Origin of the sequence: Herbidospora cretacea (assembly GCF_001570605.1) — a bacterium.
Lineage (GTDB): Bacteria > Actinomycetota > Actinomycetes > Streptosporangiales > Streptosporangiaceae > Herbidospora > Herbidospora cretacea.
Genome location: NZ_BBXG01000009.1, coordinates 370,961 through 396,994 on the forward strand (window position 1 = coordinate 370,961; position 26,034 = coordinate 396,994).

A 26,034-nucleotide genomic window follows, 5' to 3' on the forward strand; every position below is an offset into this window, starting at 1 on the left:
CCTCAATGAGGCTTGCAGCCTGCTTTCCGGCCGCTCTCTCCGCGGTTGCTAGTCCATGAGCATGTCCATCGTGATCGGCAGTGACCTGATCCGCTTGCCGGTCGCGTGGAAGATCGCGTTCGCGACGGCGGCGGCGACGCCGACCAGGCCGATCTCGCCCACCCCCTTCACGCCGATCGGGTTGAACGCGTCGGGCTCCCCGACGAACTCGATGTGCACGTCGGGCATGTCGGCGTTGACCGGGACCAGGTAGTCGCCGAAGGTCGCGTTGGCGATGCGGCCGGTGTCCATGTCGGTCACCGTGTCCTCGAACAGCGCCATCCCGATCCCGCCGACTGTCCCGCCGAGGATCTGACTGCGGGCCAGCTTCTCGTTCAGGATCCGGCCGCCGTCGTTGACCGTCACGATCCGGGCCAGCCTGACCCGCCCGAGGTCCTCGTCGACCCTGACCTCCACGAACCGGGCGCCGCGCGCCCCGGCCGGGGTCATCCCCAGCTCGTCCGGCGAGTTGGGGGTCGAGGACCCGTCGGCCGCCAGCTCGTCGAGGCCGTGGACGGCCAGGATGCGGGCCAGCGACTCCCCGCGCGTCGGGTCGCCCTTGCGGTAGAGGCGGCCCTCGGAGACCTCGACGTTCTCGATCCCCACGTCGGCCAGCGGCGAGAACGGGTCGGTCGCGGCCAGGTCGACGAACTTCTGGACCAGCCGCCCGCACGCGTCGTGCACCGCGCTGCCCACGGCCGCCGTCAGGCCGGACCCTCCGGCGGCGGCGCCGGCCGGCATCTCGCTGTCGCCGAGCTGCATCTCGACCTGCTCGACGTCCAGCCCGAGGAGCCGGGCGGCGAGCTGGGCCATGATCGTGTACGTCCCGGTCCCGATGTCGGTCACCGCGCTGCGCACGTAGGCCGACCCGTCGGCCCTGAAGATCACCTTCGCCGAGCACGGCTGCTGGTACCAGAAGAAGCTGACCCCGGCCACACCGTAGCCGATCAGCTCGTGGCCCTCGCGCATCGAGCGGATCTCCGGGTTGCGCCGCGACCAGCCGAACCGCTGCGCGCCGATTTCCAGGCACTGCCGCAGCGCGTTGCTCGACCACGGGCGGCCCGTCTTCGGGTCGACCTCCGCGTAGTTGAGCAGCCGTATCTCCAGCGGGTCGAGCCCGACCTCCCACGCCAGCTCGTCGATGGCCGACTCCAGCGCGAAGTTGCCCTGCGAGTCGCCGGGGGCGCGCATGAAGTTCGTCCACGGGATGTTCAGCTTGACCTGCTGGTCGCGGGTGGTGACGTTGGGGCTGGCATAGGCCGAGCAGGAGACCGAGGAGCACGGTTCGTACTCGTCGCCCTCCATCGACAGGGTGGTGAGGCTCTCGTGCTCGATCGCGGTCAGCCGGCCGTCGCGGGTGGCGCCCAGCTTGATCCAGTTGAAACTGGCGGTGCGGTGGCCGAGACCGGTGAACATCTCCGGCCGGGTCAGCTCCAGCTTCACCGGGCGGCCGACGTGCCGGGCCGCCATCACCGCGAGCGGGATGTGCGACCAGCAGCGCAGCCCGGCCCCGAACCCGCCGCCGACGAACGGCGTCAGCACGCGGACCGCGTCCTCCGGGACGCCGAACATCGTGGCCACCACCATCTGGACCATGTTCGGCCACTGGTTCGAGTCGTGCAGGGTCAGCGTGTCGCCGTCCCAGGCGGCCAGGGTGGTGAACAGGCCCAGCGGGTTGTTGGTGTTCTCCGAGGTCGTGTACGTCTGGTCGATCATCACCGGCGCGCGCTTGAGCGCCGTCCTGACGTCGCCCCAGGCCGTGTCCTCCCCCCACGGGTCCTTGATCCGCTCGGCCCTCGGGTCGTGCGGGTCGAGGAGGGCCTCGTGGAGTTCGTACTCGACCTCCACCAGCCGGGCGGCGGCGGTGGCGTTCTGCTGCGTGTCGGCCACCACGACGCCGATGTACTGGCCGTGGTAGCGGATCACGTCGTCCTGCAGCGGCGCCTGCGGGTTCTTGATGAACGTCGCCGGGGCCGCGGCCAGGTGGTCGGCGTTCTCGTGGGTGATCACCCTCATCACGCCCGCCGACTTCTCCGCCGCCGTCGTGTCGATGCGGGTGATCCGGCCGGACGCGATGGTCGAGCGCACCACGGCGGCGTAGGCCATGCCGGGGAGGCTGAAGTCGTTGGCGTACCGGGCCTGCCCGGTAACCTTCAGGGGTCCGTCGACCCGGTTGATGCCCGGCCCGAGGATGCGGGGCTGCTGCTGGATCGTGGTCACGAGGTCACCTCCGTGAGGGCGCGGATCAATGTGCGTTTGGCCAGTTCGACCTTGAACGCGGTGCCCGGCACGGTGAACGTGTCGTGGATCATGCCGTCGGCCGCGCTCCGGAAGGTGTCAGGGGTGGCCGGGGCGTCGCGCAGCACCTCCTCGGCCTCGAACCCGCGCCACGGGATGGTGCCCACGCCGCCCATCGCGACCCGGGCGTCCATGATGACCGAGCCGTCCATGGTCAGCGCGACGGCGGCGGAGGTGAGCGCGAACTCGTACGAGGCCCGGTCCCGCACCTTGAGATAGGTCGACCTGATCCCTTCGGGCGGCAACGGGATGTCGATCGCGGTGATCAGCTCGCCGTGCCGGAGCACGTTCTCGCGGTCCGGCGTGTCACCGGGCATCAGGTAGAACTGCGTCAGCGGGACGGACCGCTCCTCCTGCTCGCTCTGCAGGTGCACCACCGCGTCCAGCGCGACCAGCGCGACGGCCAGGTCGGAGGCGTGCAGCGCGATGCAGTCGCGGCTCGCCCCGAGGATGGCGTGCATCCGGGCCACGCTGTTGACCGCCTCACAGCCGCTCCCAGGCTCCCGCTTGTTGCACGCCGCCACGGCCGGATCGCGGAAGTAGCGGCAGCGGGTGCGCTGGAGCAGGTTGCCGCCGATGGTCGCCATGTTGCGCAACTGCGTCGAGGCCCCGAGGAGCAGCGCCTCGCGGACGAAGGGCGCCCGCTCCATGAGAGTGCGGTCGGCCGCCAGCTCCTCCATGGTGGTCAGCGCCCCCACCTGGAGCATCGTCCCGTTCCTGCGCACCCCGCGCAGCGGCAGCCGGGTGATGTCGACCAGCAGGTCGGGGTGGAACACGCCGTCCTTCATCAGGTCGACCTCGGTCGTGCCGCCTGCCAGGAAGTCGGCCTCCGGGTCTTCGCTGACGGCCCTGATCGCCTCGGCGACCGTGGTGGGACGTTCGTACCGGAACTCACGCATGACGGGCCACCTCCCGGACCGCCGCGACGATGTTGGAGTAGGCCCCGCAGCGGCACAGGTTGCCGCTCATGAACTCGCGGATGTCGTCGTCCGAACCGGCCCGGTCCTCACCCAGCAGTGCGACGGCCGACATGATCTGCCCCGAGGTGCAGTAGCCGCACTGGAACGCGTCGTGCCGCATGAACGCGTCCTGCATCGGATGGGACTCCAGCCCCTCGATCGTGGTGATCTCCCGGCCGTCGCACTGCGCGGCGAGCGTGAGGCAGGAAAGGATGCGCCGCCCGTCGGCGATGACCGTGCAGGCCCCGCAGGCGCCCTGGTCACAGCCCTTCTTCGTGCCGGTGAGCCCGAGTCTGTCGCGGAGGGCGTCCAGGAGAGTGACCCGGGGGTCAGCCAGGTCGAGCGGATGTTCCATGCCGTTGACGATCAGCGTGGTCATGAGGTCCCCCTTTGTTGCGACGCTAACCGTGCAGGTGGGGGCCGTCACAAGCCTGGAGGAACGAGGATCAACGCCCTCATGGGGGAGATGTGACCTGCGCCAGGGGTTCAGCCCGCCAGCGCGTGGTGCAGGGCTTCGAGGCCGTCGCGGTAGATGGTGGTGAACAGGTCGACCGCCTCGCTCTCGCTCACCCCCGCAGGCGTGAAGCATCCCGACCACATCACCTCGGCGGCGTCCGCGTTCCCGGGGATCGGATGGACCCGCAGGATGGAGAGGTAGCTGGTGACGGGGAAGGGCGATTTGACGAAGGAGTAGCTGTAGTGGCGCTCGGCCTCGCTGAAGGCCAGCAGGCGTTCGACGATCACCTTGCCGTCCGGCGTCACCAGCCGGCGGAGGCGCCCGCCTTCGAGCATGGTGCTCTCAGGGATGTAGGGGAGCCAGTCGGGCAGGGAGTGGAACCCTCCGACGAGATCCCAGACCTGCTGCGGGGAGGCGGGCAGGACGCGGCTGACGGAGGTCGATGCCATGGTCGTTCTCCTGACGGTCGTGGCTGATGGGTCGGGGTTCAGGCTCCGCCCGGGAGAGGCGCGGCCGTGCTGACCAGGCCGAGAGCGCGGAGCTCCTGCCAGAACGCGGCCGGGACGGTCTCGTCGACGGCGGCGGCGTCCTCGGCGATCCGGCCGGGCCGGGTGGCCCCGGGGATGGCGGCGGCGGCCACCGGGTGGGCGAGGGAGAACTGCAGGGCCGCCGCCTTCACGCCGACGCCGTGCCGTTCGGCGAGGGTCCTGAGCTTCCTGACGCGCTCGACGGTCTCCGATGACGCCGGCTGGTATTCGAAGTGGGAGCCCCCGGCCAGGACGCCGGAGTTGTACGGCCCCCCGACGACCATGCCGACGCCCTGCTCCCGGGCGATGTCGCGGACCCAGACGATGTCCAGCCGGTCGACGCCCAGACGTCGCAGACTGTCCTCGATCGAGCGCTCGGAACATGTTGCCCAGGGGAGCCGTGCCGAACCCGCGCCGGCCGGGAAGGATCGCGGTCAGCGACATGGCGTCTCTCCACTTCACCGCCCAGGACCGTCTGGGGCCAGATTCCCCGCCGGTGAGAGGCCGCCACGCCTCGGCGAGCAAAGATCTCAGAGGTAGTGGCTCTGTTCCAGGACGGCACTCTCCGTGGCCGACAGATAGACGTCCGCGGCGCGGATCGCCTCCAGGAAGGGCGCCCAGCCTTCGGAGGACCCCATGAGCACCTCGGAAAGCCTGTCCACGGCGTTCTCCATGGCAGAGGTCCGCGCGGCGGCCCGCAGAAGGGCCCTCACCCGGCCGTCGCGGGCCCGCGCCGCCGCGATGCGGGCCGGGCTCGTCTCGATGCCCATGAGTTCGCCGCGCTCCTCCAGCAGGACGAGCCGCGCCTCCTCCAGCAGGAGCAGCACGTCCGGTACGGCCATCCCGGTGATCGCCAGGTGCTGCACGACCCGCAGGCGGACCCGGTTCACGGCCAGGGGCAGCGACAGGGCGTGCGGGCCCGCGAACAGGGGCGCCGCCGCCTCGACGGTGCCGACGGTGAGCAGGCGGACGCGGTCGTCGGCCACGGCGGCCTGGAGCCGGAGCGCCTCGGCGTGCCGGGGACCCACGAGGAGGTCCAGTTCGGCAAGAGCGGAAGGTTCGTCGTCCGGGCAGTGCACCAAATTCATCAGGACGTTCTCGGCGGCGTGCCTGATGGAACCGGGGCGAGCCGCGGCCGGGTCCGTGGCCCCCTTGAGACGGCTCATGGCCGCGCAGGCGCCGGCTCCGTCGTGTCGCAGGATCGTGAGGCAGGCCGGGCCGAGGTCGTACCACAACCGGAAAGCCCGGGGCGGGGGCAGCGCGACCGGGCGGCTGCCTGGCGGAGTGTCGTAGAGACGCAGCATCGTGTCCACGTCCACGCGGATCAGCTCGGCGGCGACCGGATCGAGCCCGGCCGAGCGGAAGGCGGCCAACGTCCGGGACAGCGCCCCGGTGACCAGCGCGTCCGGGGTCACGAGGGCATAGGTCCAGTTGATGCTCATGGCGATCGACCTTCGGCAACAGAAAAAGGCCCGACCCACCGAAGTGGATCAGACCTTTGACTGCTGCTACACCGTCGGGGTGGCGGGATTTGAACCCACGACCTCTTCGTCCCGAACGAAGCGCGCTGCCAAGCTGCGCTACACCCCGGTGCCTTCTGCCTCGATGAGTCTAGCGGACTTTCGGGGCTCATGCGTCACCGCGCCGCGCGGGGCACCAAAGTCAGCAGCGTCGCCTCCGGCGGGCAGGCGAACCGCGCCGGCGCGAACGGCGACGTGCCGAGCCCAGCGGACACGTGGAGCCACGCGGACTCGTGGTGGGACAGTCCCTTCACCCGGGCCCGGTCGATCCCGCAGTTGGTCACCAGGGCCCCGTAGAAGGGGATGCAGAGCTGCCCCCCGTGCGTGTGGCCCGCCAGCAGGAGCTGGTAGCCGTCGGAGGCGAACCGGGTCATGTTCCGGGGCTCCGGAGAGTGCATGACCCCGAGACGGAGGTCCGCCTCGGCGGGAGCGGGGCCGGCGATCCGGTCGTAGCGGTCGAGGTCGATGTGGGAGTCGTTGATCCCGCCGACAGCCACGTCGAGGTCGGCGACCTTGAGCCGGGCCGTCGTGTTGTTCATGTCGAGCCAGCCCGCCGAGGTCATCGCCGTGCCGAGCTCCAGCCACGGCAGGTCGGGGATGTTCCGCTTCGAGCTGTCGGTCTTGGACGTCCGCCACAGGTAGCGTGCCGGATTCTTGAAATGGGGCGAGTAGAGGTCGTTGGAGCCGTACACGAACAGGCCCGGAAGGCCGAGGAAGGGCTCGACGGCGCGCAGGTAGGCGGGGATCGCGTCGGGGTGGGAGATCGTGTCGCCGGTGTTGACCACCAGGTCGGGCTCCAGCGAGGCCAGGGAGCGGACCCAGTTGATCAGGCGGGTGCGGCCGGGGGTCAGGTGCAGGTCGGAGATCTGCAGGATCTTGACCGGACGGCGGCCGGGCTCCAGCACGGGCACGTCGAAACGGCGCAGCCGGAACCAGTTCCGCTCGACGATGGACGCGTAGCCCAGCCCGGCGAGACCGAGTCCGACCACTCCCAGAGGTACCGCTACGACTTTCCGCACATCCCAATCATGCCCGAACGCCGGGTGAGCCCGGGATAACCCGGAGAGATCCCGGCTCGGGACACGGCAAGATAGTGGGCCATGAGCGCTCTCAAAGACAGGCTGAAGGCCGACCTCACGACCTCCATGAAGGCCCGCGACGACATCCGGCTGCGGACCATCCGCATGGCGCTGGCCGCCATCAACGTCGAGGAGGTCGCGGGCAAGGCCGTCCGCGAGCTGTCCGACGACGAGATCGTCAAGGTTCTCACCAAGGAGGCCAAGAAGCGCCGCGAGGCGGCCGAGGCGTTCGCCGGGGCCGGCCGCGAGCAGCAGGCGCAGGCCGAGCTCGAGGAGCAGGCCGTGCTGGAGGAGTACCTTCCGGCCCAGCTCTCCGACGCCGAGCTGGCCGCGCTCGTCGACGAGGCCGTCGCCGAGACGGGGGCGGCCGGGCCGCAGGCCATGGGCCAGGTCATGAAGGTCGTCAACCCGAAGGTGGCGGGCCGGGCCGAGGGCGGCCGGGTCGCGGCGGCGGTGAAGGCGCGGCTGGCCGGCTGATCGTCCGGCTGAACGGCTGAGGGCCCTCCCCCGCTCGGGGAAGGGCCCTCAGCCGTTTCTCAGCCGTTGTCGGGCGGGATGATCACGCCACCGCCGTTGTCGTCCGGGGGCGGCGGCGGGTTGAAGTCGTTGCCGCGGTCGGGGCCGCGGTCGTCGCCGCCGCGGTTGTCGCCGCCACGCTCGGGCTTCGGCTTCGGCTTCGGCTGGCAGAAGCCCGGGGAGCAGCCGCCGAACTCGGACATGTCGACGTTGGTGAACGACGTGGCCGGGACGCCCTTGAGCGCCTTCAGCATCGTGTCCTTCCAGATCGGACCGGAGATCGAGGCGCCGTAGACGTACGGGAACGGGTCGCCGCCGATGGTGACGCCGGTCAGGTCGTACTTGAAGGCGCCGCGCGGGTCGCCGAGGCTGACGGCCGCCGCGAGGTCGGGGGTGTAGCCGGCGAACCAGGCGGCGGTGTAGCCGTCGGTGGTGCCGGTCTTGCCGGCCGCGTCACGGCCGATGCCGCCGACCTGCGACATGGTGCCCTTGGTGAAGACGCCGCTCAGGATCGAGCTGGCCGCGTCGGCGACCTTCTCGTCGAAGACCTGGTCGCAGTCGGGCTTGTAGTTGGTGGCCTTGCCCTCGCGGTCGACGATCTCGGTGATGACCATGGGGGCGCAGTACTTGCCGCGGGCGCCGATGGTGGCGTAGGCGTTGGCGACCGTCACCGGGTCCATCTCGTTGACGCCGAGGGTGAAGGTCGGCACCTCGCGCAGGTTCGCGCCGTCGGCCCGCTCGATGCCCAGCTTCTTGGCCATCTTGACGACCTTGCAGAGGCCGACGTGCTCCTCCAGCTTCATGAAGAACGTGTTCACCGAGCCCCAGGTGCCGGTCTGGAGGGTGTTGAACCCGCCCGCGCCCTCGCTGGAGTTGAACACCTGGTGGGTCTCGCCGGCGCGGTTGCCCTTGCAGTCGCGGAAGGGCGACAGCGAGTTGGTCGGGATGTCGTAGGTCTTGCCGGTGGCGAACCCGTCGTTGAGCTTCATGCCGTTGTCGAGGGCGGTCAGCAGGGTGATCACCTTGAACGTGGAACCCGCCTGGAAGCCGGAACCGCCGCCGTGGGCGCGGTTGGCCGCCAGGTTGTAGCTCATCTCGTTCTTCTTCTTGTTGTCACCGAACTTGCGGCTGGCGGCCAGCGCCTTGATCGCGCCCGTGCCCGGTTCGACCAGCGCCTCGGCCGCGACCTGCTCGTCGCTCGCGTAGACGTGCTTCTTGATCGCGTCGTTGGCGGCCTTCTGCATCTTCGTGTCGAGCGTGGTGCGGATGACCAGGCCACCGCGGTTCAGGAAGTCGCGCCGGGCCTTCTCGGTCTTGCCGAAGTCGGGGTTGTTCAGGATGTCGTTCTGCACGTAGAGGCAGAAGAACGGGTAGGAGCTGTCCTCGCAGCCACCGGGCATCTTCTCGCCCTTGTAGCCGAGCTTCTCCTTCTTGGCCTCGGCCGCCTGCGCCACGGTGATCTTCCCGAGTTCGGCCATCCGGTCGAGCACGGTGTTGCGGCGGGCGAGCAGCCGCTCGCGGAACTCCTTGCCCCGGCCCGGGTCGGTCTGGCTCGGGTTCTGCACCGCGCCGGCCAGCGTCGCGGCCTCGTGCAGCTCCAGCTCAGAGGCGTGCTTGTCGAAGAAGCGCTTGGACGCCGCCTCGATGCCGTAGGCGCCGTCGCCGAAGTAGGAGATGTTCAGGTAGCGGTTGAGGATCTCGTCCTTCGAGTACTTCTTCTCGATCGCCATGGCGTAGCGGATCTCGTTGAGCTTGCGCGTGTACGTCGCCTCGATGGCCTTGAGCTGCTCTTCCTCGGTCTCGGCCGAGTTGAAGATGACCAGCTTGACGTACTGCTGCGTGATCGACGAGCCACCCTGCACGACCCCGCCGCCGAAGACGTTCTTCGTGAGCGCGCGGACCGTTCCCTCGATGTCGAGGGCGCCGTGCTCGTAGAAGCGGAAGTCCTCGATCGCGATGATGGCTTGCTGCATCACCGGCGCGATCTTGCTCAGCGGCACCGACTCGCGGTTCTGGAAGTAGAACTGCGCGATCTGCTTGCCGTCGTTGTCGAGCAGGACGGTCTTCTCGGGCAGCGGGGGCTCGTCGAGCTCCTCCGCCTCGATGCGCAACGACTCGACGCCCGACTTCGCGCCGAACCCGGCTCCACCCACGGCGGGCAGCCCGACGGCCGCAACGATCACGCCGGCCATGGCGGCGGCGGCGACCAGCTTGACCAGCGTCAAGATCGCGTTCCCGAAACGGGCTTTGCCTGAAGCTTGCACGGAGCTAAGCGTACGTCGAAGTAAGGGGAGATTCGGTACCAAACGCACCACGTCGCATTACCCGCGCTTGGGATGACTAGTCATACCCGGACACCGCCGCCCGCCAAATTTGGTCCCTGCGGGTCTGTCCATTCGGATGCGGAGTCTCGTACGTTCTCCTCTGCGGCAACTGAATAAGGAGGCTCGGCGACCGCGCCCGTCGGCCCCAGAAGTCACGACTGACCACCTAAGGGGAGTGGGGTCGAAAAATGTGGATCACGGATTGGACCTCCCGTGCCGCCTGTCGAGGTGCGGATCCTGACGCTCTGTTCGTTCAGGGCGCCGCACAAAACCGGGCGAAGTTGATCTGTCGAGGATGCCCTGTCCGTACCGAATGCCTCGCCGATGCGCTGGACAACCGCATCGAGTTCGGGGTTTGGGGCGGAATGACCGAACGGGAAAGGCGCGCCCTCCTGCGCCGTCGGCCCGACGTCGACTCCTGGCGTGACCTGCTGGAGCTGGCGAAGGAAGAATACGAACGCACTAATGAGCTGATCGCCGGCTGACCCTCACCGCTTGGCCAGGAGTTCGCCGATCTCACGCAACCCGTCGAGGTCGTGGACGTCCTGTGACATCGCGGGCACCTGGGTGGCCGGCACAGTGGGGTGGGCCGAAGCGAAACGTTCCTGCTCCCGGTGCTCGCGAGCGGCGAGTTGCATCCGGTCGGCGTGCAGTCTCAGTACAGCGGCGGTGAGCTCGTGTTCACCACGTGACTCCAGGTCTTCCGCGGCGGCGGTGCTCCGCGCCGCGGTAAGACCGGGAGCCGGTGAGCGGTGCACCCGGTTGACCACCAGACCGGCCAGCGGCATCCGCTCCTCGGCCAGCCGCTCCACGAAATAGGAGGCCTCCCGCATCGCGTCACGCTCCGGCGTGGCCACCACGACGAACGCGGTGCCAGGAGCCTGCAACAGCTTGTAGGTCTGCTCCGCCCGCTGGCGGAATCCACCGAAGACGGCGTCGAGCGCGGAGACGAACGTCTGGATGTCCTTCAGCACCTGGGCGCCGAGCACCTTCGTGAGCACCCCGGCGACGAGGCCGAACCCGGCGTTCAGGATCTTGAACGCGCTGCGCCCGCCCGCCTTGGCGGGGGCCATCAGCAGCCGGATCAGCTTCCCGTCGAGGAACCGCCCGAGCCGTTCGGGCGCGTCGAGGAAGTCGAGCGCCGACCGTGACGGAGGCGTGTCGACGATGATCAGATCCCACTCGCCCGACCGCCGGAGCTGGCCGAGCTTCTCCATGGCCATGTATTCCTGCGTGCCGGAGAAGCTCGACGAGAGCGACTGGTAGAAGGGGTTCGTCAGGATCTGGCGGGCCCGCTCGGGGTCGGCGTGGGCCTCGATGATCTCGTCGAAGGTCCGCTTCATGTCGAGCATCATGGCGAACAGCTCGCCGTCGGCCCCCGCCACCTTGCGCGGGGTGTTGTCGAGCGAGGTCAGCCCCATCGACTGGGCCAGCCGGCGGGCGGGGTCGACGGTCAGCACCACGACGTTGCGGCCCCGCTCGGCGGCCCGGAGCCCGAGGGCGGCCGCCGTGGTCGTCTTGCCGACACCGCCCGATCCGCAGCAGACCACGATCCGGGTCCCCGGATCGTCGATGATGCCGTCGAGGTCGAGCTCAGGCGGCGTCGGAGGCGTGGTCATCAGAACTCCTGGAGCAGGGTCGGTGCCGTGGGCAGGCGGGAGAGGTGTTTCTTGGTGTCACAGGATCGAACTTGTGTGCGATTATCGACTGATGGCGGGTTGACTTCTCTACCGTGGCGCAGATCGTGAAGCGGGCCTACAAGTACCGCTTCTACCCAACCCCTGAGCAGGCCGAGGAACTGGCCCGGACGTTCGGCTGCGTGCGCCTGGTTTACAACAAGGCTCTGGAAGAGCGCACCCGCGCCTATCGGCTGGAAGGCCGCAAGCTCTCCTACGCCGAATCCTCGGCCGCCCTCACGGCCTGGAAGCGAACCGAGGAGCTGAGTTTCCTCAACGAGGTCTCCTGCGTGCCTCTGCAGCAGGCATTGCGGCACCAGCAGATGGCGTTCTCGAACTTCTTCGCCAGACGAGCCGGTCATCCAGTGTTCAAGTCGCGCAAGAAATCCCGGTCGTCGGCCGAGTACACCCGATCGGCATTCCGCTGGCGCGAGGGCAACCTGACGTTGGCCAAGATGGACGGTCCCCTGGACATCGTGTGGTCGCGCCCACTGCCCGAGGGCGCGAAGCCGTCCACGGTCACGGTGTCGAGGGATGCGGCGGGCCGCTGGTTCGTGTCCATCCTGGTGGAAGAGAAGATCGCCCCGTTGTCCCCGGCTGGGTCGATGATCGGCGTAGACGTCGGGATCTCCGCTCTCGCGACGTTGTCGACAGGCGAACGGCTCGCCAACCCGCGATATGAAGCCTCGGACAGGAGGAAACTCGCCAGAGCGCAGCGCGCGCTCGCCCGCAAGTCCCCCGGCAGTGGCAATCGGGCCAGAGCGAAGCTCGCCGTCGCCCGGATCTATGCCAGGATCGCCGACCGAAGACGGGACTATCTGCACAAGGTCACCACACGGCTTGTTCGCGAGAACCAAGTGATCGCCGTTGAAGACCTGACCGTCGCCAATATGGTCAAAAACCGTTCGCTCGCCCGAGCCATTTCTGATGCGAGCTGGCGGGAACTGCGCTCCATGCTGGCGTACAAAGCGTCCTGGTACGGACGGGAACTGCTGGTCGTTGATCGCTGGTTTCCCTCCAGCAAGCTGTGCTCGGCCTGCGGGGTGCTGACCGCCTTGATGCCGCTCGACGTCCGAGAATGGTCGTGCGGCTGTGGGGCGGCCCACGACCGGGATGTCAACGCCGCGAAGAACATCCTCGCCGCAGGGCTTGCGGAGAGGTGAAACGCCTGTGGAGCTGGCGTAGGACCCCAAGGAGACTCCTCTCTGGCGGGCGGCCGGCCGTGAAGCAGGAATCCTCACGGGCGACCGTGAGGATCCCCTCTCGTCAAAGAGGGGACGATGTCAAGCGGCTCCTTGGGTGCGGATCGCTTCGGCGAGTTCGTAGAGGCCCGCGAGGTCGGCGCCGTCGGCCAGCAGGGGCAGTTCATATCGTGGCACCCCGGCGGTCTCCAGCGCGTCGCGCTCGGTTATTTCGAGCTCGGCCCGCCGCTGCTGCTCGGCAACCTCTCCGCCGAGGGCCTCGGCGATGACCGCCGCGTTGCCGTCGTCGCCCAGCCCGGCCGCCTTCACGCCCAGCGCCAGTTCGGCCACGTCGAAGGGGCCTTCGAGGACGGGGTCGACGGTGCGCACCATGTTGACGAAGATCCCGCCGACGGGCAGCTTGGCCGCCCGCAGCTCGGTGACGCCGTCGAGGGTCTCCTGGACGGGCATCTCCTCCAGCAGGGTGACGAAGTGGACGGCCGTCTCGGGCGAGGCCACCACTCCGCGGACCATGTCGGCGTGGGCGCGCACCGGGCCGACTCTGGCCAGCCCCGCCACCTCCTGGGTGACGTTGAGGAAGCGGGTGACCCGGCCGGTGGGCGGGGCGTCCATGACGACGGTGTCGTACACCCTCTTGCCGGTTCTGTCGCGCCGCCGGACCGCCTCGCTGGTCTTGCCGGTGACCAGGACGTCGCGCAGGCCGGGGGCGATGGTGGTGGCGAAGTCGACCACGCCCATCTTGGTCAGCGCCTTGCCCATGCGCTTGAGGCCGTAGAACATCTCCAGGTATTCGAGCATGGCCTCTTCGGGGTCGATCGCCAGGGCGTGGACGTCACCGCCTCCCGGCGCCACCGCGATCTTGCGCTCCTCGTAGGGGAGCGGTGGAAGATCGAAGACCTGCGCGATGCCCTGGCGGCCCTCCACCTCCACGAGCAGCACCTTGCGGCCCCCGGCCGCGAGGGCCAGGGCCAGGGCGGCGGCCACGGTCGTCTTGCCGGTGCCGCCCTTGCCGGTCACGACATGGAGACGTACTCCGTCCCAGTCGGTGTCGCGAGATCTCACACCCGTGAGGCTACCCAAACGTCATTTCCCGATACGCCGAGGCCTGCTGGGTATCGATAACCTTCCGCCATGACGAAGTGGGAGTACGTGACCGTGCCGCTGCTGACGCACGCGACCAAGCAGATCCTCGACAACTGGGGCGACGACGGGTGGGAGCTCGTGGCCGTCGTCCCCGGCCCGAACCCCGAGCAGCTCGTGGCCTACATGAAGCGGGCCAAGGCGTGACCAGCCCCGAAGACCGTCTGTCGGCCCTGGGCCTGTCGCTGCCCGAGGTGGCGGCGCCCCTGGCGGCCTACGTGCCGGCGGTCCGTTCGGGCTCTCACGTCTACACCTCGGGCCAGCTGCCCATCGCGGCCGGGGAGCTGCTGAAGACGGGCAAGGTCGGCGCGGAGGTCACCCCCGAGGAGGCCTACGAACTGGCCCGCGTGTGCGCGCTGAACGCCATCGCGGCGCTCAAGTCGGTCGTGGGGGATCTCGGCCAGGTCGCCGGGATCGTCAAGGTCGTCGGGTTCGTCGCCTCCACGCCTGACTTCACCGGCCAGCCGCAGGTCGTGAACGGCGCGAGCGAGCTGCTCGGCGAGGTCTTCCAGGGCGCCCACGCCCGCAGCGCGGTCGGTGTGGCCGTCCTGCCCCGGGATGCCCCGGTCGAGGTGGAACTGATCGCCGAAATCCGTTAGATCTACACTCTTACGGTGGACATTGCGCTGCCGGGCGAGCTGGGTGAACGGGCGCGTGACCTGCTGGCCGGGCGGCTCGTCCCGGTTCCGGCCAGGGCCGCCGCCACGGTGGCCCTGCTGCGGGAGCCCCCTCTGGAGGTCTACCTGCTCCGCCGCGTGGCCACGATGGCCTTCGCGGCCGGCGCCTACGTCTTCCCCGGGGGCTCCGTCGACCCCCGGGACGCCGGCCCGGACATCGGCTGGGCCGGCCCCTCGCCCGCCGAGTGGGGCGACCTGCTGAACGCCGACGAGGACACGGCGCGGGGCCTCGTCTGCGCGGCGGTGCGCGAGACGTTCGAGGAGAGCGGCGTCCTGCTGGCCGGTGACCCGGTCGACGACACGACCATGTGGGAGGCCGAGCGGCTGGCGCTGATCAGCCGGGAGCTCTCGTTCGCCGAGTTCCTGGCCGCCAACGGCCTGGTGCTCCGCTCCGACCTGCTCAAGCCGTGGGCCCACTGGATCACCCCGGAGATCGAGACCCGGCGTTTCGACACCCGCTTCTTCGTGGCGGCCCTGCCGCCGGGCCAGCGCACCAGGGACGTGGGCGGCGAGGCCGACACGGTCGTCTGGACGAGTCCCGCCGACGCCCTCACATCCGGATATTTCCTGATGCCGCCGACCCTCCACACGCTGTCCGCCCTGGCGGCGGCCGGAACGATCACCGACGTGTTCGCCGCCGACCCCAAGATCACCACCGTCATGCCCGCCCCGGTCGAGCGGAACGGGCAGATGGTCCTGACGACCGAGGGACAGATCTGATGAGCGGCCTCTCCCTGCCCATAGAGGGGCCCATCGAAGGGCCCATCGACGGCTCCGGCACCGCGACCGCCGTCAACGTGCTGGCCCCCAACGCCTCCCCGATGACCCTCGACGGGACCAACACCTGGGTCCTCGGCCGAGGCGAGTCGGTCGCGGTGGTCGACCCCGGCCCCGACGACCCGGGCCACCTGTCGACGGTCGTGTCGCGCCTGGGCGGCCGGAACGTGGAAGTGATCCTGCTCACGCACGGCCACGAGGACCACAGCGGCGGAGCCCGCCGGTTCGCCGAGATGGTGAAGTCCCCGGTACGAGCCCTCGACCGCACCCACGTCCTGGGCGAGGAGGGCCTGGAGGACGGCGACGCCCTGACGGCCGGCGGCGTGGAGATCCGGGTGATCGGAACGCCGGGCCACTCGTTCGACTCGCTCTGCTTCTGGCTCCCCGAGGACGGCGCCCTGCTGACGGGCGACACGATCCTGGGCCGCGGCACGACGGTGATCGCCCCCGACGGCGACCTGGCCGACTACCTCCGCAGCCTCGACCGGCTCAGGGCCATGGCGGAGCTGTCGGAGGCGGAGTCGCTGCTGCCGGGCCACGGCCCGATCCTGGCCGACCCGATCGGCAAGCTGGACGAGTACATCACCCATCGCAGGCAGCGCCTCGACCAGATCCGCCAGGCGATCAGGGACGGCGCGAAGGACGCGCGCGAGATCGTGGAGATGGTCTACGCGGAGGTGCCCAGGGAACTGTGGCCGGCGGCGGAGATGTCGGTCGCGGCCCAGCTGAACTACCTGAAGAAGCTCTAGCTAGCGCGAGCGGTTGTAGAGCCGCTCCATGTCCATGATCACGACGGCCTTGGCCTCGATGCGGAGCCAGCCTCGCCCCGCGAAGTCGGCCAGCGCCTTGTTGACCGTCTCCCGGGACGCCCCCACGAGCTGGGCCAGCTCTTCCTGGGTCAGGTCGTGGTGGACCCGGATGCCGTCTTCGACCTTCTGCCCGAACCGCTCGGCCAGGTCGAGCAGGGCCTTGGCCACCCGCCCGGGGACGTCGGTGAAGACCAGGTCGGCCAGCACGTCGTTGGTCCGCCGGAGCCGCTGGGCCAGCGCCCGGAGCAGGTGGAGCGCCACCTCGGGACGGCCGGTCAGCCAGGGTCGCAGGTCGTCGTGGGACAGGCCGGCGAGCTTCACGTCGGTCAGCGCGATGGCGGAGGCCGTGCGGGGGCGCGGGTCGAACAGCGAGAGCTCGCCGAACATCTCGGAGGGGCCGAGGACCGACAGCAGGTTCTCCCGGCCGTCGGAGGCGGTGCGGGCCAGCTTGATCTTGCCTTCGAGGACGACGTAGAGGGTGGCCCCGGTCTCGTTCTCGCTGAACAGGGTCTGACCCTTCGTCAGGGTCACCTCGGTGATGCTGGTGCGGAGGGCCGCGGCGCTCTCACGGTCGAGCGCGGAGAAGAGGGGGGCCCTGCTCAGGACTTCTTCGGTGTTCATGCCTGCCTCCCAACTTCATTCGCGATCGTAGCCATTGTGGCCTATGCCCCGCCTTCCGTATCACCTGGACTGCCAGAAAGCAGACGTCGCACGGCTGCCTCGACGTAACCGGCGCGCTCGTCGGGGGTGAGGGTCTCGACGGCGGCGGTGTAGTGGGGAGTGACCGACGTCCACGCGGAGGCGAGGGAGAGCAGCAGGCCGAGCAGCACCCCGGCGGGGAACACGGCGGGCAGGACGCCCTCGGCCTGCGCCTTGGCGATGGCCTCGACCTTGGCCCGGGTGCTCTCCACGGCCCGGGGGTTGGGCGGGTCGTCCGCGCGCTCCAGTCGCTGCCAGGTGGCCAGGCGGGCGATCTGCGGGTGGGCGTCGTAGCCCCTGGCCAGGGCGGCGGCGTAGCCGGGGAGGTCGTGGACGTCGATCGGGGTCTCCCGGACGACCGTCTCGACGATGCCGGTGAAGACGGCGTCGAACAACTGATCCTTGCTGCCGAAGTAGTGGTAGATCTGCGCCTTGTTCGTGCCCGCCACCGCCGCGATGCGGTCGACCCGGGCGCCGGCGATGCCGTAGGCGGCGAACTCCTCCATCGCGGCGTCGAGCAGTCGCTGTCGGGTGGCGTCGGCTTTACCAGGCATGCCCCAAGACTATTTTCTAACCGGTTAGTTGACAACTTCCGAGACCGCTGCCTAGTGTTCTAACTAACCAGTTAGTCAGAAGGAGTCGAACATGATCTGGTTCGTCACCGGCAGCTCCCGCGGTCTCGGCCGCGAGATCGTCCTGGCCGCGCTCGAACGCGGCGACAGCGTCGCGGCGACCGCCCGCACGCCCGCCCAGCTCGACGACCTCTCGCAGAAGTACGGCGACCGCGTCCTCGCGCTCCCCCTCGACGTCACCGACGCCGAAGCGGTCGAAGACGCCGTGGCCACGGCCGTGGAGGCGTTCGGCACGCTCGACGTCGTGGTCAACAACGCCGGCTGGGCCGACATGTCGGCCTTCGAGGACACCCCCATCGACAACTTCCGGGCGCAGGTCGAGACCAACTTCTTCGGCGTCGTCAACGTGACCAGGTCGGTCGCGCCGATCCTGCGCCGGCAGGGGCACGGCTCGCTGATCAACGTCTCCTCGATCGGCGGCCGTCTCGGCACGCCCGGCCTGTCCGCCTACCAGGCCTCAAAATGGGCCGTGAACGGCTTCACCGAGGTCATCGCCCAGGAGCTCGGCCCGCTCGGCGTCCGGGTCACCACGATCGAGCCAGGCGGCATGACCACCGACTGGGGCGGCGCGTCGATGACGATCCCGCCGATCTCCGAGCCCTACGAGCAGAGCGTCGGGGCCATGGTGCGGCTGCTGCGGCAGGGCGAGCGCAAGCCGCTCGGCGACCCCGCCAAGGTCGCCCAGGTGATCGTCCGGATCACCGAGATGGACGAGCCGCCGGTCCGGCTGCTGCTCGGTTCCGACGCCCTCAACGGCGCCCGGTACGCCGCCCACACCACCGCCGAGCGCGACGCGGCGTACACGGATCTGAGCCGTTCCACCGACCGTGACGACGCCACCGCCCAGGAGCGTGATCCTCTGGGTCAAGCATTCTCCACGAGCGCCGATGGCGCCGCGGTGGAGTGAGGCGGGTCGTGTATCGGTAGCCGGGTGACCGACTCGATGACCATCCGGGACGTCCTCAACTCGACCCGCGAACTGATCGAACCCGCCCACCGGGCCGCGATCGACCGGCTCTCCCCGGAGCTGCGGCACGTCGCGGGCTACCACATCGGCTGGTGGGACGACGAGGGCAACGAGCTCATCGGCGGCCAGGGACGGTTCGTGCGGCCCGCGCTGGCGCTGGGGTGCGCGCGGGCGGCCGGGGGGCACGCCGCCGACGCGGTGCCGATGGCGGTCGCGACCGAGCTGGTCAACGACTTCTCCCTGCTCCACGACGACGTGATCGACGGCGACGACATCAGGCGGGAGCGCCCGGCGGCCTGGACCGTCTTCGGGCTCAGCGAGGCGCTGCTGACCGGCGACGCCCTGCTGGCGGTCGCGATGGCGCTGGTCGGCCCGGCCGGGGTGCGGACCCTCGCCGACGCGCTGCTCGACCTGTGCCACGGGCAGGCCAGCGACCTGGCCTTCGTCGACCGGCCCCAGGTCACCCTGGCCGAGTGCATGACCATGGCCGAGAACAAGACCGGCGCGCTGCTCGGCGCGGCCTGCGAGCTGGGCGCGCTGGCCGGGGGAGCCGGTGACCTCCAGGTCTTCCGGGAGTTCGGCACCCGCCTCGGGCTGGCCTTCCGGCTCACTGACGACGTGCGGAAGCTGGTCGCCGACCTGGGCTGCCGCCGCAAGTCGCTGCCGGTCGTCGCCGCCCTGGAATCGGGTACGCCCCCCGCCGCCCGCCTGGCCGAGTCACTGCGCGACGGGGGCGACCCCGAGACGCAGGCCGACCTGGTCGAGCGGACGGGCGCCCGCGAATGGGCGCTCCGGGAGGCCGACCGTCAGGTCGAGCTCGCTTTCACGGCGCTCGGCCACGGGGCCACCCCGGAGCTGCGGCTGCTGGCCGACCTGAGTCTCGGCCGGACTCGCTAGTGGATGCCGGTGCGGACCGAGGTGATCCGCCCGGTGTTGAAGCCGAGCCAGTGCATGCGGCCCATGTAGCGGGCGTGCTCGATCTTCATGCAGCGGTCCATGATCACCGTGAGGCCGCCCTCCTCGGCGATGCGGGCGCCCTCCTCGCTGATCACGCCGAACTGGAGCCACAGCGCGCCCGCGCCGATGGCGACCGCCTCACGCGCGATGCCGGGGACGGCGTCGGGCGCGCGGAAGACGTTCACCACGTCGACCTTGACGGGGATGTCCGAGAGGCTCGGGTAGGAGGTCTCGCCGAGGATCTCCTTCTCGCGCGGGTTGACCGGGATCATCCGGTAGCCGTGGCGCTTGAGGTAGAAGCCGACGAAGTTGCTGGCCCGCAGCTCGTTGCCCGACAGGCCGACGACCGCGACGGTCTTGGCGGTGTTGACGATCCGCTGGATGTCCTGTGGTTCCTGATATCTCATGCCTTCTCCACGTGCGCGAAGCCCTGCTCCAGGTCCCAGATCAGGTCCGCCACCGACTCGACGCCGACCGACAGGCGGATGGTGCCGGCCCCGACCCCGGCGGCGGCCAGTTCGGCGTCGCCGAGCTGACGGTGGGTGGTGCTGGCCGGGTGGATGATCAGGCTCTTGGCGTCGCCGACGTTGGCCAGGTGGGACCAGAGCGTCGTGCCGCGGATGAAGGCCTGGCCGCCCTCACGGCCGCCGGCGCACTCGAAGGAGAAGACCGCGCCCGCGCCGCGCGGCAGGTACTTCTCCACCAGCGCCTTGTACGAGCTGTCGGCCAGCCCCGGGTAGGTCACCTTCGAGGCCAGCTCGTGGGCCTGGAGGAACTCCGCGACCGCGAGGGCGTTGTCGACGTGGCGGTCCATCCGCAGCGACAGCGTCTCCAGGCCCTGGAGGAACAGGAACGCGTTGAACGGCGACATCGCCGCGCCCAGGTCGCGGAGGGTCTCGGCGCGCAGCTTCATCAGGTAGCCGTATTCGCCGAACGTCTCGTGGAACTTCAGCCCGTGGTAGGCCGGAGACGGCTGGGCGATCACCGGGAAGCGGCCGTTGGAGTAGTCGAACGTGCCCGCCTCGACGACGACGCCGCCGATGCTGGTGCCGTGGCCGCCGATGAACTTGGTCGCGGAGTGGACGACGATGTCGGCGCCCCACTCGATCGGCCGGCACAGATAGGGCGTCGCGAACGTGTTGTCGACGATCAGCGGCAGGCCGTTGTCGTGGGCGATGGCCGCGACGGTCTCGATGTCGAGCACGTTGCCGGCCGGGTTGCCGATCGTCTCGCCGTAGAACGCCTTGGTGTTCGGCTGGACCGCGGCGCGCCAGGCCTCGGGGTCGTCGGGGTCGACCCAGGTCAGCTCGACGTTCATCTTGCGGAACAGGTGCTTGAGCTGGTTGACCGTGCCGCCGTAGAGGGCCGAGGAGGAGACCACGTGGTCGCCGGGCTCCAGCAGCGTGAACAGCGACGCGGCCTGGGCGGCGATGCCGCTGGCGAACGCCACCGCGCCGGTGCCGCCCTCCAGGTTGGCCATCCGCTCCTCGAACACCGCCGTGGTCGGGTTCATGATGCGGGAGTAGGTGTTGCCGTACTCCTGGAGGTTGAAGTAGGCCGCCGCCGACTCGGGGTCCTCGAAGACGTAACTGGTGGTCTGGAAGATGGGCACCGCGCGGGCGCCGGTGTTCGGGTCGGGCCGCTGTCCCGCGTGGAGCTGGCGGGTCTCGAACCCGAACTCCCGGGCTTCTTCGGTACGGAATGGTCTGTCGCTCACGAAGCCATCTTCCTCGTCAAGAACTGCCGGATGAGGGGGGTCTGCCGTGCTTCCTCCAGCAGGAAGCAGTCATGACCGTACGGTGCGTCGATGAGGTGGTTCTCCACCGGTTTGCCCAGATTAGTGAGGGCGGCGGCGATCTCGTCCGACGCCTCCGGCGGATAGAGCCAGTCGGAGCTGAACGAGATGAGCAGCGTCCGGGCCTGGACGTTCTCCAGCGCCTTCTCCAGCGACCCGCCGCCGTGCTCCCTGGCCAGGTCGAAGTAGGTCAGCGCGCGGGAGATGTAGAGGTAGCTGTTGGCGTCGAACCGCTTCACGAACGAGTCGGCCTGGTGGCGCAGGTAGCTCTCGACCTCGAACTCGGGCTCGACGATCGTGTGGCGGATGTCGTCGGAGAACTGGAGCCGCCGGCCGAACTTGTCGGTCAGGGCCACGCCGGAGAGATAGGTCACATGGCCGACCATGCGGGCCACGCCCATGCCGGCGTCGGGCTTGCGGCCGGTGCCGTAGTAGTGGCCGCCCTGCCAGTCGGGGTCGCGCATGATGGACTCGCGGGCGATCGCGTTCCACGCCAGACCCTGGGGGTGGAGGGCGTGGGTGGAGGCGATGACCACTATGGAGTCGACCTGACCCGGATACTGGACCGCCCATTCGAGGGCCTGCATCCCGCCCAGCGAACCGCCCGCGATCACCGCGAGACGCTCGATTCCGAGCTCGTCCAAGAAGGCGCGTTCGGTGCGGACCATATCCGCCACGGTGACCACCGGGAAGTCGGAGCCATAGGGGCGCCCGGTGGCGGAATCAATGGTGGAAGGGCCTGTCGTGCCGCTGCAGCCGCCAAGGAGGTTCGTGCAGACGACGAAGTATCGGTCGGTGTCGAAAGCCTTTCCGGGCCCGATCATCCCGTCCCACCAGCCCAGCCCTTTCCCCTTCACGCCGTCGCGATCCTCGGCGCCGAAGCCGTCGCGGGCGCTCGCTTCGGGGGCCGTCTTCGCGGAACCTGCCGCATGGGCGTTGCCGCTGAGGGCGTGGCAGACGAGTATGACGTTGTCGCGCTCGGGGGAGAGTGTGCCGTAGGTCTCGTAGGCCACACGGACGTCGCGCAGTTCCCGACCGCTGTCGAGGCGTATCGGACCAGGCAGGTCGAGGTATTGAGTTTCAACGAAACCTATGGAGCCCATGGGTTTCATTGTATTGTTCATTTAACCTGTAGGAAATGAGGGGATCATCATGACGAACGGAGTGAACGTCCAGGCCCTGCTGGACGCCCGCGAGGTTCTCAAGGGCGCGCCCGAGGCGGCCCAGTTCACCTGGCGCGCCAGCTCCAAGTGGCAGCACGGCGTCCACAGCACCACCAGGATCGAGAAGTTCTTCGGCCTCGGCCAGGAGCAGAGCCACAAGAGCGAGTCGGTCTTCGAGGCCGACCACCCCGCCATCTTCGCGGCCGAGGACAACGGCATCACCCCCATCGAGTACCTGCTCGTGGGCCTGGCCTCCTGCCTGACCGCCGGCATCGCCTCGGTCGCGCAGAACCGCGGCATCAAGCTCAACTCGGTCGAGGCCTCCGTCGAGGGCGGCCACGACATCCGCGGCATCCTCGGTGCCGACAGCGACGTGCGCAACGGCTTCAACGACATCAAGGTGACCTTCTCCATCGACGCCGACGCCCCCCGCGCCGACATCGAGGCTCTCGTCGCCCAGTCGCAGAAGCGTTCGGCCGTCTTCGACGCGCTGACCAACCCGACGAACGTCACCGTCGAAGTCGCCTGATCGTGAACGTCACCACGGCCGTCATCGGCGCAGGTCACGCGGGCCTGGCGGCCAGCCACTTCCTGACGGCCGCGTCGATCGACCACGTGGTGCTGGAGCGCGGCGAGGTCGCCAACTCGTGGCGGCACGAACGATGGGACTCCCTCCGGCTCCTCACCCCCAACTGGCTCAACCGTCTCCCGGGCTCCCACTACGAGGGCCCCGACCCCGACGGCTACGCCGACATGGGCGAGGTGGTCGATTTTCTGGAGCGTTCCGCCAAGGACGTCCCGGTCCGCACCGGCGTGACGGTCACGTCGGTGCGGCGCTCGGCCGGCGGATACACGCTGACGACCGACCAGGGGCCCGTCGAGGCCCGGACCGTCGTCATCGCCAGCGGCGCCTGCAACGTCGCCTCGGTGCCGGCGCTCGCCGCGGCGGTGCCCTCGTCGGTGGAGCAGGTGACGCCGTTCGGCTACCGGAACCCCTCCCGGTTGCCGGACGGCGGCGTGCTCGTCGTCGGGGCCTCGGCCACGGGGGTGCAGCTCGCGGCCGAGATCCGCCGCTCCGGCCGCCCGGTCGTGCTGTCGGTCGGCGAGCACGTCCGGATGCCCCGCGTCTACGAGGGCCGCGACGTGCTCTGGTGGATGCACAACTCCGGCGTCTGGAGTCAGCGCTACGACGAGGTCGACGACCTGACCCGGGCCCGGCGGCTGCCGTCGCCGCAGCTCGCCGGGGCGTCCACCCTGGACCTCAACGTGCTGACCGCGCTCGGCGTCGAACTGGTCGGGCGGCTCTCGGCGATCCGCGACGGCGCGGCCCTCTTCTCCGGGGGCCTGCGCAACGTGGCGGCGCTGGCCGACCTCAAGATGAACCGCCTGCTCGACACGTTCGACCAGTGGGCCGGAACCGCGCCGGGGGAGCGCTTCGCGCCCACCGACGTGCCCGGTACGGCCCGCTGGCGGGTCGACCTGGGGTCGGGGGAGATCCGCTCGATCGTCTGGGCGACCGGCTTCCGGCCCGACTACTCGTGGCTGGACGTCCCGGTCGTCGACCCGAAGGGCGCGCTGACCCACGACGGCGGCGTGCTCGGCGACGGCCTCTACGCCCTCGGCCTGCCGGTCCTGCGCCGCAGACGGTCGACGTTCATCTGCGGCATCGAGGACGACGCCCGCGAGGTCGTCGACCACCTGCGGCTGCACCTAGCCGGTTAGTCCCGCCAGAACATCAGGGAGTCGACGAACTCCCAGAACGGACGATCGGTCGGCTCGGCCGCGACGACGAGCCGCACCGTGTCCGGGGCGTGGCCGCCGAACACCCGCTGTACGTGCCACGACCCGGGCACCTTCTCCGGCTGGACGGTGTGGGCGGAGTAGTCCCAGCCGCCGACGTGATCCGGCGGCCTCTCCGGGTGGTAGGACTGGACGGTGACGTTCAGCTCCCGCAGCAGACGGGCGGCCTCGTCGACCGTGTAGTTCGTCAGGTCGAATCCCTCCAGGGGCTCACCGGGCGCCGTCGGATCGCCGCCGACCTCGTAGCGCTCCCCGGGCTCAGGCGCCCGGCCGATCGTGAGTTCCAGAGGGCTGCGCAGATCGACCGGCACACTGACCGCGGTGACGCAGGAGCGGTCCCCGCAGCGGGTTCCTCGGATCGAGGTGATCCACTCGCTGCCCTGTTCGCCGACGATCTCGAACCCGTCGGTATGGTAGTGGACCATCCGCTGGGGAGAATTGACGGAGATCACCGCGCCGACCAGGCTCGGTGAGGTGGGCACCGTGTCCAGCGTGACGTCCAGGCCGTGCGCGGCGAAGTCCGCGCGGAAGCGCTCAGGATCGGCGTTGGGGTCCGCGATCCGGATGTCGATGCGATCGCTGTTCCGGGAGAACGCGACGGATTTGGCCGGGCCCAGTTCGTAGGAGGCGCTCACGCCGGGCTGCGACATGATCACCAGGATCGCCGTCAGAGCGGTGAGGGGGATCAGGACCAGAGACCTCCGCCGGCGGCGCCTCACCGGCCGTGGCGTTCTGACGATGGTGTCCAGGACGGCGGCCATCGTCGCCGGGTCTGCCCGCACGTGGCAGGCCGGGTCGTTGTCCCGCAACCAGTTCATCGGACGCTCCTTTCCGGTTCCTCGACGAACAGGTGCCGCAGCCGCCTGCGTAATCGGTGCACGCGCATCGCCGCCGTCGCCCGGGAGCAGCCCACGACCTTCGCTGCCTGGCCGAGGTCGAGCCCCTCCCACGACATGAGCAGGACCAGTTCGCGGTCGCCCTCGCTCAGGCTGTTCAGCGCGGCCAGCGCCGCCTGGCGGTCGGTCACCGCCGCCGCGTGATCCTCTTCGGCGCCGCCCGCCCACTCGGTCAGCGCGTCGCGGCGGTGGGTGCGGCGGATCAAGTTCAAGGTGAGGTTGCGGGCGGTCGCGTAGAGCCAGGGGAGCGGCTGGTCGCGGGGCACCCGGTCGTACTTCTCCCACGCGATCTTGAACGTCTCGGCGGCGATGTCCGCGGCGTCGGCGGGGCCGGCCCGGCGCCAGGCGTAGCGCAGGACCGGCGTGTAGTGCTCCTTGAACATGCGCGTGAAGTCGGCCTCATCGCTCACTCCGTCTCCTCTTCAGTGCTGCCTCTACCGGTAGATGTCGCGGAGCGCGCGGTTATCACCCGGGAGACATGCGAAGAGCGGGCCGGGGAACGACCACGGCCCGCTCGGTGCCTGAACGCGTCGGCGACTCGACCTTCGGTCAGGGGAGATCGGTTCCGGTCACCTCACGCGGTGCGGGCCGCGTGAGGTGACTCCTAGACGACGGGCGTGCGGGTGAGCTCCCACTTGATGGTGATGACGGTCCGGCCCGACTTGCCGTGCGTGTCGATGCGCAGCGACTTGCCGGGGACGCAGGTGTAGGTGCCCTTGCGGGGGATCGCCCCGAGGTCCTCGTTGCGTGCGACCGCGTCGCGGAGCAGGCCGGAGAAGCCCTTTCCGCCGCCGGAGCGCTCCAATCTGGCGCCGATGTTGCCGGTGCGGGGCTTGAGGGCGACCTTGCCGTAGGTCTGGGGTCCGTGGCCGCCGAAGGTGTACGTGAAGTTCTCACGGCCCTTCAGCCTGAAGGTGGCGCCGCCGGTCAGCAGGGCCGCGGTGCGGAAGTCGTAGTGGGCGCCGACGTACTTGCCCTCGGGGGTGAAGGTCGCCTTGATGCCGGCGCCTCCCTGCGCGAAGAAGTTGTGCTTCTTGCCGGCGACCTCGGCGGTCGCCGTGGTCACCGTCCACGACCCCGCCCAGCACGGCGCCTTGGGCGTGGAGGTGGGGGTGGGGGTGGGAG

27 protein-coding genes, 1 tRNA gene and 2 pseudogenes are annotated in these 26,034 nt (G+C 69.6%); 11 read left to right on the forward strand and 19 right to left on the reverse strand.

Annotated elements, in window-relative coordinates:
- Window positions 1–48 precede the first annotated feature (48 nt).
- From AW270_RS20795 to AW270_RS20830, 8 genes are all read right to left on the reverse strand, one after another.
- Window positions 49–2,259: a xanthine dehydrogenase family protein molybdopterin-binding subunit gene (locus AW270_RS20795; RefSeq protein ID WP_061296775.1), complete on the reverse strand. Its 2,211-nt coding sequence runs from the start codon at window positions 2,257–2,259 to the stop codon at window positions 49–51.
- Window positions 2,256–3,236, reverse strand: a complete 981-nt coding sequence (locus AW270_RS20800) for an FAD binding domain-containing protein (protein WP_061296776.1) — start codon at window positions 3,234–3,236, stop codon at window positions 2,256–2,258. The genes AW270_RS20795 and AW270_RS20800 overlap by 4 nt, the downstream gene beginning before the upstream one ends.
- Window positions 3,229–3,675 (reverse strand): (2Fe-2S)-binding protein, encoded by a 447-nt coding sequence (locus tag AW270_RS20805; RefSeq protein ID WP_061296777.1) that lies wholly within the window; start codon window positions 3,673–3,675, stop codon window positions 3,229–3,231. The genes AW270_RS20800 and AW270_RS20805 overlap by 8 nt, the downstream gene beginning before the upstream one ends.
- 107 nt (window positions 3,676–3,782) lie before the next feature.
- The gene (locus AW270_RS20810) at window positions 3,783–4,202 is read right to left on the reverse strand and encodes an SRPBCC family protein (RefSeq protein ID WP_061296778.1); all 420 of its coding nucleotides are present in this window, start codon (window positions 4,200–4,202) and stop codon (window positions 3,783–3,785) included.
- Window positions 4,203–4,240: 38 nt separating this feature from the next.
- Window positions 4,241–4,648 (reverse strand): aldo/keto reductase, encoded by a 408-nt coding sequence (locus AW270_RS20815; protein WP_082801703.1) that lies wholly within the window; start codon window positions 4,646–4,648, stop codon window positions 4,241–4,243.
- Between the two features lie 162 nt (window positions 4,649–4,810).
- Complete coding sequence (locus AW270_RS20820; protein ID WP_061296780.1) at window positions 4,811–5,722, reverse strand: nucleoside-diphosphate kinase; 912 nt, start codon at window positions 5,720–5,722, stop codon at window positions 4,811–4,813.
- 74 nt (window positions 5,723–5,796) lie between these two features.
- Window positions 5,797–5,870, reverse strand: a tRNA-Pro gene (locus tag AW270_RS20825).
- Between the two features lie 46 nt (window positions 5,871–5,916).
- Window positions 5,917–6,819 (reverse strand): metallophosphoesterase, encoded by a 903-nt coding sequence (locus AW270_RS20830; RefSeq protein ID WP_061296781.1) that lies wholly within the window; start codon window positions 6,817–6,819, stop codon window positions 5,917–5,919.
- Between the two features lie 81 nt (window positions 6,820–6,900).
- Between AW270_RS20830 and AW270_RS20835 the strand changes: the two genes are divergently transcribed.
- Window positions 6,901–7,356 (forward strand): GatB/YqeY domain-containing protein, encoded by a 456-nt coding sequence (locus AW270_RS20835; RefSeq protein WP_061296782.1) that lies wholly within the window; start codon window positions 6,901–6,903, stop codon window positions 7,354–7,356.
- A gap of 59 nt (window positions 7,357–7,415) precedes the next feature.
- On the opposite strand, the gene AW270_RS20840 is transcribed toward AW270_RS20835, so the two are convergent.
- Window positions 7,416–9,659 (reverse strand): transglycosylase domain-containing protein, encoded by a 2,244-nt coding sequence (locus tag AW270_RS20840; RefSeq protein ID WP_082801704.1) that lies wholly within the window; start codon window positions 9,657–9,659, stop codon window positions 7,416–7,418.
- Between the two features lie 248 nt (window positions 9,660–9,907).
- Here AW270_RS20840 and AW270_RS20845 point away from each other — a divergent pair, with 248 nt between their 5' ends.
- Complete coding sequence (locus AW270_RS20845; protein WP_061296783.1) at window positions 9,908–10,204, forward strand: WhiB family transcriptional regulator; 297 nt, start codon at window positions 9,908–9,910, stop codon at window positions 10,202–10,204.
- Window positions 10,205–10,207: 3 nt separating this feature from the next.
- Here the strand turns inward: AW270_RS20845 and bagB are convergent, their stop codons facing one another.
- The gene (gene bagB / locus AW270_RS20850) at window positions 10,208–11,338 is read right to left on the reverse strand and encodes an ATPase BagB (protein WP_061296784.1); all 1,131 of its coding nucleotides are present in this window, start codon (window positions 11,336–11,338) and stop codon (window positions 10,208–10,210) included.
- A gap of 113 nt (window positions 11,339–11,451) precedes the next feature.
- Between bagB and AW270_RS20855 the strand changes: the two are divergent.
- A pseudogene (locus AW270_RS20855) lies at window positions 11,452–12,644 on the forward strand (RNA-guided endonuclease InsQ/TnpB family protein); the annotation flags it as partial.
- A 34-nt stretch (window positions 12,645–12,678) separates the two neighbouring features.
- On the opposite strand, the gene bagA reads toward AW270_RS20855, so the two are convergent.
- Window positions 12,679–13,659 carry an ATPase BagA gene (bagA, locus tag AW270_RS20860; protein WP_061296786.1) on the reverse strand — a complete coding sequence of 327 codons (981 nt, stop codon included), beginning with the start codon at window positions 13,657–13,659 and terminating at the stop codon, window positions 12,679–12,681.
- Between the two features lie 69 nt (window positions 13,660–13,728).
- Here bagA and sp36 point away from each other — a divergent pair, with 69 nt between their 5' ends.
- Genes sp36 through AW270_RS20875 form a run of 4 tightly spaced genes read left to right on the forward strand, consistent with a single transcriptional unit; the run spans window position 13,729 to window position 15,940 of the window.
- Window positions 13,729–13,884 carry a Sp36 family protein gene (gene sp36, locus AW270_RS39655; RefSeq protein ID WP_169807346.1) on the forward strand — a complete coding sequence of 52 codons (156 nt, stop codon included), beginning with the start codon at window positions 13,729–13,731 and terminating at the stop codon, window positions 13,882–13,884.
- Window positions 13,881–14,336, forward strand: a complete 456-nt coding sequence (locus tag AW270_RS20865) for a RidA family protein (protein ID WP_061296787.1) — start codon at window positions 13,881–13,883, stop codon at window positions 14,334–14,336. The genes sp36 and AW270_RS20865 overlap by 4 nt, the downstream gene beginning before the upstream one ends.
- Before the next feature lie 15 nt (window positions 14,337–14,351).
- On the forward strand, window positions 14,352–15,134 hold the full coding sequence (locus AW270_RS20870) for an NUDIX hydrolase (protein WP_439649067.1): 783 nt from the start codon (window positions 14,352–14,354) through the stop codon (window positions 15,132–15,134).
- Complete coding sequence (locus AW270_RS20875) at window positions 15,134–15,940, forward strand: MBL fold metallo-hydrolase (protein WP_061296788.1); 807 nt, start codon at window positions 15,134–15,136, stop codon at window positions 15,938–15,940. Before AW270_RS20870 ends, AW270_RS20875 begins: the two co-directional genes overlap by 1 nt.
- Here AW270_RS20875 and AW270_RS20880 read toward each other — a convergent pair whose 3' ends face one another.
- Window positions 15,941–16,621, reverse strand: coding sequence for a Crp/Fnr family transcriptional regulator (locus tag AW270_RS20880; protein WP_061296789.1), 681 nt, complete (start codon window positions 16,619–16,621; stop codon window positions 15,941–15,943).
- Window positions 16,622–16,662: 41 nt separating this feature from the next.
- Window positions 16,663–17,253: a TetR/AcrR family transcriptional regulator gene (locus tag AW270_RS20885; RefSeq protein WP_063819276.1), complete on the reverse strand. Its 591-nt coding sequence runs from the start codon at window positions 17,251–17,253 to the stop codon at window positions 16,663–16,665.
- A gap of 91 nt (window positions 17,254–17,344) precedes the next feature.
- Here AW270_RS20885 and AW270_RS20890 point away from each other — a divergent pair, with 91 nt between their 5' ends.
- Together AW270_RS20890 and AW270_RS20895 are read left to right on the forward strand one after the other, a co-directional pair.
- Entirely contained in the window at window positions 17,345–18,238 is an 894-nt protein-coding gene (locus AW270_RS20890) for an SDR family NAD(P)-dependent oxidoreductase (protein ID WP_063819277.1), read from the forward strand.
- Window positions 18,239–18,262: 24 nt separating this feature from the next.
- On the forward strand, window positions 18,263–19,195 hold the full coding sequence (locus AW270_RS20895; RefSeq protein WP_061296791.1) for a polyprenyl synthetase family protein: 933 nt from the start codon (window positions 18,263–18,265) through the stop codon (window positions 19,193–19,195).
- Here AW270_RS20895 and AW270_RS20900 read toward each other — a convergent pair.
- The 3 genes from AW270_RS20900 to metX are packed head-to-tail and all read right to left on the reverse strand — an operon-like array spanning window position 19,192 to window position 22,153.
- Entirely contained in the window at window positions 19,192–19,662 is a 471-nt protein-coding gene (locus AW270_RS20900) for a CoA-binding protein (protein ID WP_061296792.1), read from the reverse strand. The two genes, AW270_RS20895 and AW270_RS20900, sit on opposite strands and share 4 nt — an antisense overlap.
- Entirely contained in the window at window positions 19,659–20,972 is a 1,314-nt protein-coding gene (locus AW270_RS20905; RefSeq protein WP_061296793.1) for an O-acetylhomoserine aminocarboxypropyltransferase/cysteine synthase family protein, read from the reverse strand. Before AW270_RS20905 ends, AW270_RS20900 begins: the two co-directional genes overlap by 4 nt.
- The gene (gene metX / locus AW270_RS20910) at window positions 20,969–22,153 is read right to left on the reverse strand and encodes a homoserine O-acetyltransferase MetX (protein ID WP_245674788.1); all 1,185 of its coding nucleotides are present in this window, start codon (window positions 22,151–22,153) and stop codon (window positions 20,969–20,971) included. Before metX ends, AW270_RS20905 begins: the two co-directional genes overlap by 4 nt.
- 49 nt (window positions 22,154–22,202) lie before the next feature.
- On the opposite strand from metX, the gene AW270_RS41335 reads away from it, so the two are divergent.
- A complete protein-coding gene (locus AW270_RS41335; protein WP_061296795.1) occupies window positions 22,203–22,742 on the forward strand; it encodes an OsmC family protein in 540 nt (179 codons plus the stop codon).
- A pseudogene (locus AW270_RS20920) lies at window positions 22,646–23,935 on the forward strand (NAD(P)-binding domain-containing protein); the annotation flags it as partial. The gene AW270_RS41335 and the pseudogene AW270_RS20920, both read left to right, overlap by 97 nt.
- On the opposite strand, the gene AW270_RS20925 reads toward AW270_RS20920, so the two are convergent.
- From AW270_RS20925 to AW270_RS39660, 3 genes are all read right to left on the reverse strand, one after another.
- Entirely contained in the window at window positions 23,932–24,831 is a 900-nt protein-coding gene (locus AW270_RS20925; RefSeq protein WP_061296796.1) for a hypothetical protein, read from the reverse strand. The pseudogene AW270_RS20920 and the gene AW270_RS20925 sit on opposite strands and share 4 nt — an antisense overlap.
- On the reverse strand, window positions 24,828–25,319 hold the full coding sequence (locus tag AW270_RS20930; RefSeq protein ID WP_061296797.1) for an RNA polymerase sigma factor: 492 nt from the start codon (window positions 25,317–25,319) through the stop codon (window positions 24,828–24,830). Before AW270_RS20930 ends, AW270_RS20925 begins: the two co-directional genes overlap by 4 nt.
- A 194-nt stretch (window positions 25,320–25,513) precedes the next feature.
- On the reverse strand, window positions 25,514–26,034 hold a 521-nt coding region (locus tag AW270_RS39660), incomplete at its 5' end, for a hypothetical protein (RefSeq protein WP_169807347.1).

Excerpts from the sequence above, each read along its gene's own strand:
- AW270_RS20885 (WP_063819276.1), bottom strand. The coding sequence starts at position 17,253 with ATGCCTGGTAAAGCCGACGCCACCCGACAGCGACTGCTCGACGCCGCG.
- AW270_RS20875 (WP_061296788.1), top strand. The coding sequence starts at position 15,134 with ATGAGCGGCCTCTCCCTGCCCATAGAGGGGCCCATCGAAGGGCCCATC.
- AW270_RS20810 (WP_061296778.1), bottom strand. The coding sequence starts at position 4,202 with ATGGCATCGACCTCCGTCAGCCGCGTCCTGCCCGCCTCCCCGCAGCAG.
- AW270_RS20880 (WP_061296789.1), bottom strand. The coding sequence starts at position 16,621 with ATGAACACCGAAGAAGTCCTGAGCAGGGCCCCCCTCTTCTCCGCGCTC.
- AW270_RS20820 (WP_061296780.1), bottom strand. The coding sequence starts at position 5,722 with ATGAGCATCAACTGGACCTATGCCCTCGTGACCCCGGACGCGCTGGTC.
- AW270_RS20800 (WP_061296776.1), bottom strand. The coding sequence starts at position 3,236 with ATGCGTGAGTTCCGGTACGAACGTCCCACCACGGTCGCCGAGGCGATC.
- bagB (WP_061296784.1), bottom strand. The coding sequence starts at position 11,338 with ATGACCACGCCTCCGACGCCGCCTGAGCTCGACCTCGACGGCATCATC.
- AW270_RS20890 (WP_063819277.1), top strand. The coding sequence starts at position 17,345 with ATGATCTGGTTCGTCACCGGCAGCTCCCGCGGTCTCGGCCGCGAGATC.
- sp36 (WP_169807346.1), top strand. The coding sequence starts at position 13,729 with ATGACGAAGTGGGAGTACGTGACCGTGCCGCTGCTGACGCACGCGACC.
- AW270_RS20900 (WP_061296792.1), bottom strand. The coding sequence starts at position 19,662 with ATGAGATATCAGGAACCACAGGACATCCAGCGGATCGTCAACACCGCC.
- metX (WP_245674788.1), bottom strand. The coding sequence starts at position 22,153 with ATGGGCTCCATAGGTTTCGTTGAAACTCAATACCTCGACCTGCCTGGT.
- AW270_RS20925 (WP_061296796.1), bottom strand. The coding sequence starts at position 24,831 with ATGAACTGGTTGCGGGACAACGACCCGGCCTGCCACGTGCGGGCAGAC.
- AW270_RS20805 (WP_061296777.1), bottom strand. The coding sequence starts at position 3,675 with ATGACCACGCTGATCGTCAACGGCATGGAACATCCGCTCGACCTGGCT.
- AW270_RS41335 (WP_061296795.1), top strand. The coding sequence starts at position 22,203 with ATGACGAACGGAGTGAACGTCCAGGCCCTGCTGGACGCCCGCGAGGTT.
- AW270_RS20845 (WP_061296783.1), top strand. The coding sequence starts at position 9,908 with ATGTGGATCACGGATTGGACCTCCCGTGCCGCCTGTCGAGGTGCGGAT.
- AW270_RS20835 (WP_061296782.1), top strand. The coding sequence starts at position 6,901 with ATGAGCGCTCTCAAAGACAGGCTGAAGGCCGACCTCACGACCTCCATG.